The sequence below is a fragment of the Chitinophaga sp. genome, assembly GCF_036566945.1.
In the GTDB taxonomy this organism is placed as follows: Bacteria; Bacteroidota; Bacteroidia; order Chitinophagales; family Chitinophagaceae; genus Chitinophaga.
Map to the genome: position 1 here is coordinate 1 of NZ_DATCVJ010001092.1, position 8,570 is coordinate 8,570.

The window sequence follows — 8,570 nt, forward strand, 5'->3', positions numbered from 1 at the left end:
CGGATAGTAATTCCTCTCTGGTCATTCGCTTCAATAGCTTTTTGCTTTCGGCTTTTTGCTTTCAGCCTATTCAAACAGATACCGTTCTTCTTTTCCCTGCCAGCACACGTTTCAACATCCAGGAAAGTGTAAATGTGGGGATGAAATCTGTTCCGGGAAATAATTCTTCCATGAAGTTAAAAACGCTACCAAAAGTGCCGAGCGTACCGCCAAACATACGGTAGAAAATAATGGCAGAAATGGGGGCCCAAATAAAGTCGCTGACCTCACCTAAAACCGGTACCGCATAACTGGCGCACCCTAAAACGTCCATCAGGATGCAGATCCATAAACTGGGAGTATATTTTTTATCCATATCAACCTCCGCTTTTCTGTACTTTAAACAAATTACTTACCAAACTTTAAATACTACCTGCAATTTAACATATAAACGCAGTAGGACAGCAGATAGTTCTACGCGAAAAATAAAATCCGTATTTCCACGTTTTTTTTTGCCTCAAAAGGTAGCAGGAGCTTGCAAGTAAGCATAATTTCAATTACATTGATCTCCGTTAAAGCAAACCTTTTTATGCATCAGGAAAACTCACGCCGCGATATGATTAAGAAAGTAGCCACCATGGCCTTGGCATCCACTGCGCTATCATCGCTCACCAACAGAGTATCTGCGCACGAAAATGCAGTAGATCAGCCTTTAAAAGGCAAAATTAACCACTCCGTATGTGCGTGGTGTTATAATATTCCACTGGACGATCTGTGTAAAGCCGCTAAAAAAATCGGCATTCATTCTATTGACCTGGTAGATCCGAAAGACTTCTCCATACTGAAGAAGAACGACATGATCACTGCCATGGTAGCCAGTAACGGTCCTGAATTTGGCATCACCAAAGGATTTAATACCGTGGCAAACCACGATAAACTGGAAGAATATTTTAAATATTATATAGACGAAACTGCCAAAGCCGGCTTCTCTAACCTGATCTGCTTCTCGGGCAACCGTAATGGCATGAGCGATCAGGAAGGTATTGACAACTGTACCAAGGGATTGCAACGGGTGATTGGTTATGCCGAAAAGAAAAAAGTAACCCTGGTAATGGAACTGCTGAACAGCAAGGTAGATCACCACGACTATCAGTGTGATCATACCGCCTGGGGCGTAGAACTCTGTAAATCATTGGGTTCTCCCAATTTCAAGCTGCTGTATGATATCTACCATATGCAAATTATGGAGGGAGATGTAATCCGCAACATCCGTGATCATCATGAATATATAGCACATTACCACACAGGCGGGGTTCCGGGCCGTCATGAAATTGATGAAACCCAGGAGCTGTACTATCCGGCTATTATGAAAGCGATCTATGAAACAGGTTTTAAAGGTCATGTGGCGCAGGAGTTTATTCCAGCTCACAAAGACCAGATAGCCTCTCTTACACAGGCTGTCGGAATTTGCGATATCGCTTAAATTCATAAATATATCCTACTTTCGCACACTAGTCCACCAAAACAGTAGGGTATACTTCATGAAACAATATTACAAAAAGCCTTTATCATGGCTGCTTAACGAGTCGGCCGATGAAAGTAAGCATACCCTAAAACGTACGCTGAACGGCTTCCAGCTGTTAATGCTGGGTTTGGGTGTTATTATCGGTGCCGGGTTATTTTCCTTAACAGGACCTGCTGCCGGTAATAACGCCGGGCCAGCCATCACACTTTCCTTTATTGTAGCGGGTGTAGGTTGCGCTTTTGCAGGCCTTTGTTACGCCGAATTTGCGTCCATGATACCTGTGGCCGGCAGCGCTTACACGTATGCTTATACCACCATGGGAGAGCAACTGGCGTGGATTATTGGCTGGGACCTGGTGCTGGAATTTTCCGTAGGCGCCGCCACCGTAGCCATCAGCTGGTCCAACTACCTGGTAGAATTTCTGGCCAGGTACCAGGTATTCGTTCCTCCACAATTTGTACATTCTCCTTTTGAAACCGTAACCCTGGCCAATGGCGTCACTACGCACGGCTACTTTAACCTGCCGGCTGCGCTGGTAGTGATATTGATGTCTGCTATATTAATACGTGGCACCAAAGGATCTGCCCTCTGGAATGCAGTGGTAGTATCCCTGAAAGTAGGCGTAGTCCTCGTTTTTATCATTCTGGGCTGGAAATACATACAGCCGGCCAATCTGACCCCATATATTCCTAAAAACACCGGCCAATTCGGCCAATTCGGCGTATCGGGCATTCTGAGAGGCGCGGGCGTTATCTTCTTTGTATACCTGGGTTTTGATATAGTAAGTACGGCTGCACAGGAAACCAAAAGCCCACGGCGCAACATGCCTATCGGCATACTGGGCTCACTGGCCGTATGTACAGTGCTCTTCATTCTTTTTGCGCATGTACTGACAGGTTTGGCGCCTTACCAGGAATTTAAAAACAGTGCGGCACCTGTGGCTATCGCCATTGCACACACGCCGTTTAAATGGCTGGGACAAATGATTATACTGGCCATTATTGTTGGCTATACCTCCGTGATCATGGTGGATTTGTGGGGACAATCAAGGGTATTTTATTCCATGGCGAAAGATGGATTGTTACCGAAAATATTTTCAGATGTCCATCCCCGTTATCGTACTCCCTGGAAAAGCAATATTCTCTTTTGCGCGTTTGTAAGTTTGTTTGCCGCACTGGTACCAATAAGGGTAGTAGGGGAGATGACCAGCATAGGCACCCTGCTGGCTTTTGTAATCGTATGCGCGGGCGTATGGATGATGCGGCGTTCTATGCCGGATGCACCCCGTGCATTTAAAACACCCTGGGTTCCTTTTGTACCCATTATGGGCATCCTTACATGTACGGTCATGATGGCGTTTCTCCCATGGGATACCTGGCTTCGCCTCATTATCTGGATGGCAATAGGCATGGGCATCTATCATTTTTACGGTAAAAAACACAGCAAGGTGCGGAAATCGCTACAGGGCTAGAACTTCCAGTCCTGCCGCAGTACACCCATTACCACCATATCCACATACTGCCCGTGCAGTTTGGCGCTATGGCGTAAGGTGCCTTCTTTGGCAAATCCCAGTTTGATGGGGATTTGCCCGCTCCGTTCATTCTGCAACACAAAGCGGATCTCTATTTTATTCAGGTGGAGTTTTTTAAACGCGAAAGTGATCAGTCCTTTGCAAGCAGCTGTGGCAATGCCTTTGCGCTGAAAAGACTCACCTATCCAGTAACCTATTTCCGCTTTCTGTAACTGATGATCCCAGCCATGTAAATCAATCACGCCGCAAAACTGCTCCTCGTACCATACGCCCAATGCAATAGCATCCTGCTCTTCCGCCTTGCGGAGCATTAATTGTATAAAACGGAGAGAATGTTCTTCGTTGGTATTATAATCTACCCAGGGTAAAAACTTACGCAAACTTTTTCGCGACACATCCAGTTGTTTATATACCAGAGGAGCGTCCTGCAACTGCAGTTGCCGCAGGTATATATTTTCATTGACCGTTATTTCGAACATAGCTGGATTTAAAGGGGCGTTAAACTTACACCGATTTAACGTAAAATCCAACCTGCATTTAGTATTTAGCCGTTAGTCCTTAGTCTGCTGATACAGCAATCTAAAAACTAACGGCTAAATACTGAATGCTAATTCCTGTTTATTGCTTTGCCAATAACTGCTGTTTGGCCATATCCCTCACCACTTGCTGGGCGTATAAAACAGCCATTCTTTCTGTTGTTGGCGGATCAAAAGATTGTGATTGTACGGAGTACAACATCTGTCCACTCTTCAGATCGTACAGATTACCTTCCCACTGGTATTTAGTGTTGTAGGTATAATATCCGGGGGCATACATTCTGGAAGACCACATAGAGTAATAAGGCCAGAATCCGTAATAGCCGTAAGGCTGATAATTGGGAACAAAGTTTCTTTCTCTGCCTTTATCGAGCATTACAATGGTCATTACCTGATTTACATCACTACCCTGTAATTGTTGTACTACCTGCTTTTCCGTCTTCTTTCCAAACTCCTGAGGTCCGTAAGTCTGCAATGCCGATACTGCATTATATCCCTTTCTTCTAAGTTCAGCTACTGTATAGTTTTCCATCTGACTGCGCAGGGTACGATCCCTCTGAGGTACCAGTGCCATCACCATTATTTTATTATCCTTCTGCAGCTGCTGTGCATCATTGGAACGCCAGGAAGACGTTACTTTGGTGCTTGTACAGGCTGCCATGGCTATGATTGCAAATCCTTCCATGATAAGACCCAGCTTTTTCATATTCCCTCCTTTAGTTTGATTAGTTTGTACCTGTTAGACGTAGAAGAGAGCGTTTTGTAACATCTGCAAGACAGCTTTAACAATTCTTTCTCATTTGTTAATGAGTTGCTAATGAAGAGCTTAAGGCAGAAGGCATAAAGCAAAAAGCTATTGAAGCGAATAATTAAAGCGTATATATAATCGCTCAAGTCATTCGCTTCAATAGCTTTTTGCTTTATGCCTTCTGCTTTCCGCTCTTAATAATTAATCTCCTGCTCTTCTATAGCAGCAGGGAGTTCCCTGAATTTGTAGAGTTGTGTACGTAATTGAGGTTCAAATCCTGCTTCGCGGATCGCTTCCTGCATAGACAGGTAGGTAAAGCGATGTGGCGCTCCTGCAGCACTTACCACGTTCTCTTCGATCATGATAGAACCAAAATCGTTGGCGCCAGCATGTAAACACAGTTGTGCTACCTGCTTACCCACCGTCAACCAGGATGCCTGAATATTTTTCACATTCGGCAACATGATACGGCTCATGGCAATCATGCGGATATATTCTTCTGCGGTAGTCATGTTATGTACCCCGCGGATCTTTGCCAACAGCGTATCTACGTCCTGGAATGTCCATGGTATAAAAGCCGTAAAACCATAATGTCCTTCTGGTTTTTCACTTTGTACCTGCCGGATATCCACCAGGTGTTCGAAACGTTCCAGTACTGTTTCCACGTGACCAAACATCATAGTGGCAGAAGAAGCGATATTCAGTTTGTGTGCTGCCCGCATAACATCCAGCCATTCCTGTGCACCGCATTTGCCTTTAGAGATCAAACGGCGGACACGGTCATTCAGTATTTCAGCACCGGCGCCGGGAAGACTGTCCATACCCGCTTCCTGTAAGGCACGCAGCACTTCCATGTGCGTACTTTTTTCCAGCTTGGTGATGTGTGCTACTTCCGGGGGCCCGAGGGTATGCAATCTTAATTCCGGATATAGTTGCTTCAGTTCTTTGAAGAGGTTCACATAAAAGCTGAGACCCAGCTCAGGATGGTGTCCACCCTGTAACAACAATTGATCACCGCCGTATTTCAGCGTTTCCTCAATCTTCTTCTTATACTCTTCTATGGGTGTGATATAAGCTTCCTTGTGGCCGGGGATGCGGTAAAAGTTACAGAACTTACAGTTGGCGGTACACACGTTAGTGGTGTTCACGTTTCTGTCTATCTGCCAGGTTACCTTACCATGCGGCACCTGTTGCTTTCGTAACTCATTGGCTATCTCCATCAGTTCCGCCAGCGGCGCGTTTTCAAACAGATAAACACCCTCTGCTGCTGTCAGAAATCCGAAATCCTGCGCCTTTTTGTATAAATCCTGAAGTTCCATTTGCTATATTTCTAACCGGGAATAAACTTTGGCAAAGGTAGTATTTAGGTGAATAACCGCCCGTAATAAATATATTTTATACGAACACTTTTTAATGTTAAATTTAGACTCATATACATCCCTGCATCCCCAGTATGCTTAAACCAATTCTGTTGCACGTTATGCTGCTACTGGCAGCCACCACCGGCACATCAACCAGCGCAAAAGCCGGAAATGCCACGTCCTACACTGATAGTACTAGCGAAGCTATGCTCATTACCCGTTTTCACTTTAAGCAATACTATGGAGGGGTGGTAGTCGTTCAGGCATTGGTCAGCGATTATCCGGATACCCTGCAATTTATCCTGGATACCGGTAGTGCAGGCATCTCACTCGACACCACCACCTGCACAAGACTGGGCATCAAAATGGAACCTTCCGACCGGATCATCAAAGGTCTCGGTAGCTCCAAACCCGTGTCTTTTGCCCGCAACCATTCCCTTAAATTACCCGGCCTTACGGTAGATAGCCTTGATTTCCATATCAACGACTATGAGCTGATCAGCCAGGTATATGGCATACAGGTAGATGGTATCATGGGATATAGTTTACTGAGCAGGTATATTGTTACCATCGATTACGATACAGAAGAAATCGTCATCTATTCAAAAGGGAAATTTACTTATCCGAAAGGCGGACAACTGCTGAAACCGTCTCTCACACAAATACCGCTGATATCTGCCCCATTAAAAACGGGTCTCAGGACCATCAACAACCGCTATTATTTTGATACCGGCGCAGGCATGTGTTTATTACTTTCTTCCCAGTTTGTAAACGACAGCAGTGTACTACAGGGCAAAAGACGTCGTACCAAAAGAATGATCCAGACGGAAGCCCAGGGCCTGGGAGGTAAAATGACTATGTCGCTCACCACCATCAATGAATTCCGTATCGGCAATTACACCTTCCGGAATGTACCTACTTATATCTTCGACGATAAGACTAACGTTACCGCCTATCCTTTTCTGGGAGGCATGATCGGCAACGATTTGCTCAGACGTTTTAATATTACGCTCAACTACAGCAAGAAGGAAATATACATGACACCTAACTCGCATTTCCGCGATATGTTTGACTATTCCTACACTGGTTTGATCATTTACCTGATCAATGGCAAGGTAGAAGTAACAGATATCATCAAAGGGTCCCCGGCAGAAAAAGCGGGCTTCCGGAAAGGCGATATCATTATGGCTATCAACAATAACCTCGGCCCAAACCTCCAGCTATTCAGGGAAATTTTAAAGAACATTGGCACCAGGGCCGTTTGCCTGATCAGCCGTGATAAGGATCTAATCATCAAAAAGTTGCCAATAAAAAGCATACTTTGACGTTATTTGTGTCATGTGGCGTTTTTTATGGATAGTAACCGCGTTTTCTTGTAATGCCCTCCTGTCGGCCTATGCACAGCGTAGAAGCACCCCGGTAGCAGTAGTAAACGAAAACAAAAAACCGGTAGCAGTCATCCCTTTCCAACTGGTGGATAAACATGTAATCATTCCTGTACTGATTTCCGGCAGTACAGATACCCTTCGTTTTATATTCGACAGCGGCGCAGAAGTAACCGTACTCCATATCGCTACTGCCGACAGACTCCATCTGAAAAAAACAGCAGATGCCTATATGAGTGGCACCAATAACGCGATGGCACAAACGTCGGTAACAACCCTCAACGTATTGTACGTACAGGAACAGCGCCTGCCCTACGTAAAAGCCTACCTCGAAGACCTCAGCGATCTGGGGCCTGTAGACGGGATCATAGGCGTAGCCTTGATGAAAACCTATATTGTAAAAATTGATTACCGCAATCAACAGCTGGTACTATACAAAGCAGGTAAAACACCCACTGATAACGCCGGTAAGTTGCTGCATTTCCAACTGAATTTTACGACCCCGGTTATTGATGCTTCCATACAATTACCCAACGGTACCCGCTTGCCCGGCCACTACCATATTACCACCGGCGGCGACTATGGCATTCTTTTCAACTGGCCTTATGTGGATAAAAACAAACTCAATACCTTGCTGCCTACCGTCAATACTGACAGAGTACAGGATATGGTGAAAGTATTATACTACATCAATAGTTCGGTTCCCTCACTGGAAATGGGAGGCCACAGTATTAAAAATGTACCCGTTAGCTATAGCAAAGATATTGACGACCTGGGCGTATTCACGGAAATAGCCGGCTCCATTGGCTACGATATCTGGAAGGACTTTACCCTCACCATTAACTACGACCGGAAAGAACTATACCTGGAGTAAAGTAATGGTAATCGTCTGATACCATTCCCCAATTTTTTGCTAAAAGCGGGCCCTCAAACCCTAAAAGCTGTCAAAAGCTACCCGTAATTCCCTATTTTTACCATATTGACCAATAAAAAGATATGATTCATTATAATAAGTTTACGCTGGCAAACGGACTGAGAGTAATTGTTCATGAAGACCACACCACGCCAATGGCTGTCATAAATGTGCTGTATGATGTGGGTGCGAGGGATGAAAACCCTGCACAAACAGGATTTGCACACTTATTTGAACACCTCATGTTTGGCGGTTCCATCAATATTCCTTCTTATGATGAGCCCCTGCAAATGGCTGGCGGAGAGAACAACGCCTATACGACGAGTGACCTCACCAACTACTATATTCAGTTGCCTGCAGAAAATATAGAAACAGGCTTCTGGCTGGAAAGCGATCGTATGCTCTCCCTGGCATTTGATGAAAAGAGCCTGGATGTGCAACGCAAGGTAGTATCCGAAGAGTTTAAGGAACACTATATCAACAAACCCTATGGTGATGTGTGGCATAAAATGCGGGAGCTGTCCTACAGCACGCATCCTTATCGCTGGATGACCATAGGCAAGGAGTTGTCTCATATTGAAAATGCTAAACT

General features: G+C 45.0%; 9 protein-coding genes. 5 read left to right on the forward strand and 4 right to left on the reverse strand.

The window, feature by feature from the left end; translation table 11 throughout:
* Positions 1–70: 70 nt before the first annotated feature.
* Positions 71–355, reverse strand: a complete 285-nt coding sequence (locus VIP81_RS32825) for a hypothetical protein (protein ID WP_331972269.1) — start codon at positions 353–355, stop codon at positions 71–73.
* Positions 356–568: 213 nt separating this feature from the next.
* On the opposite strand from VIP81_RS32825, the gene VIP81_RS32830 reads away from it, so the two are divergent.
* On the forward strand, positions 569–1,462 hold the full coding sequence (locus tag VIP81_RS32830) for a hydroxypyruvate isomerase family protein (protein WP_331972272.1): 894 nt from the start codon (positions 569–571) through the stop codon (positions 1,460–1,462).
* A 58-nt stretch (positions 1,463–1,520) separates the two neighbouring features.
* Positions 1,521–2,975: an amino acid permease gene (locus VIP81_RS32835; protein WP_331972275.1), complete on the forward strand. Its 1,455-nt coding sequence runs from the start codon at positions 1,521–1,523 to the stop codon at positions 2,973–2,975.
* Here VIP81_RS32835 and VIP81_RS32840 read toward each other — a convergent pair.
* From VIP81_RS32840 to mqnC, 3 genes are all read right to left on the reverse strand, one after another.
* On the reverse strand, positions 2,972–3,514 hold the full coding sequence (locus VIP81_RS32840) for a GNAT family protein (RefSeq protein WP_331972279.1): 543 nt from the start codon (positions 3,512–3,514) through the stop codon (positions 2,972–2,974). The two genes, VIP81_RS32835 and VIP81_RS32840, sit on opposite strands and share 4 nt — an antisense overlap.
* A gap of 139 nt (positions 3,515–3,653) precedes the next feature.
* Complete coding sequence (locus tag VIP81_RS32845) at positions 3,654–4,277, reverse strand: hypothetical protein (RefSeq protein WP_331972282.1); 624 nt, start codon at positions 4,275–4,277, stop codon at positions 3,654–3,656.
* A gap of 236 nt (positions 4,278–4,513) precedes the next feature.
* Positions 4,514–5,638 carry a cyclic dehypoxanthinyl futalosine synthase gene (gene mqnC / locus VIP81_RS32850; RefSeq protein WP_331972285.1) on the reverse strand — a complete coding sequence of 375 codons (1,125 nt, stop codon included), beginning with the start codon at positions 5,636–5,638 and terminating at the stop codon, positions 4,514–4,516.
* A 134-nt stretch (positions 5,639–5,772) separates the two neighbouring features.
* On the opposite strand from mqnC, the gene VIP81_RS32855 reads away from it, so the two are divergent.
* From VIP81_RS32855 to VIP81_RS32865, 3 genes are all read left to right on the forward strand, one after another.
* The gene (locus VIP81_RS32855; protein ID WP_331972288.1) at positions 5,773–7,005 is read left to right on the forward strand and encodes an aspartyl protease family protein; all 1,233 of its coding nucleotides are present in this window, start codon (positions 5,773–5,775) and stop codon (positions 7,003–7,005) included.
* Positions 7,006–7,018: 13 nt separating this feature from the next.
* A complete protein-coding gene (locus tag VIP81_RS32860) occupies positions 7,019–7,939 on the forward strand; it encodes an aspartyl protease family protein (protein ID WP_331972291.1) in 921 nt (306 codons plus the stop codon).
* A gap of 122 nt (positions 7,940–8,061) precedes the next feature.
* On the forward strand, positions 8,062–8,570 hold a 509-nt coding region (locus VIP81_RS32865; RefSeq protein WP_331972294.1), incomplete at its 3' end, for a M16 family metallopeptidase.

Coding starts and splice junctions, on each gene's coding strand:
- VIP81_RS32825 (WP_331972269.1), bottom strand. CDS start 355: ATGGATAAAAAATATACTCCCAGTTTATGGATCTGCATCCTGATGGAC.
- VIP81_RS32830 (WP_331972272.1), top strand. CDS start 569: ATGCATCAGGAAAACTCACGCCGCGATATGATTAAGAAAGTAGCCACC.
- VIP81_RS32835 (WP_331972275.1), top strand. CDS start 1,521: ATGAAACAATATTACAAAAAGCCTTTATCATGGCTGCTTAACGAGTCG.
- VIP81_RS32840 (WP_331972279.1), bottom strand. CDS start 3,514: ATGTTCGAAATAACGGTCAATGAAAATATATACCTGCGGCAACTGCAG.
- VIP81_RS32845 (WP_331972282.1), bottom strand. CDS start 4,277: ATGAAAAAGCTGGGTCTTATCATGGAAGGATTTGCAATCATAGCCATG.
- mqnC (WP_331972285.1), bottom strand. CDS start 5,638: ATGGAACTTCAGGATTTATACAAAAAGGCGCAGGATTTCGGATTTCTG.
- VIP81_RS32855 (WP_331972288.1), top strand. CDS start 5,773: ATGCTTAAACCAATTCTGTTGCACGTTATGCTGCTACTGGCAGCCACC.
- VIP81_RS32860 (WP_331972291.1), top strand. CDS start 7,019: ATGTGGCGTTTTTTATGGATAGTAACCGCGTTTTCTTGTAATGCCCTC.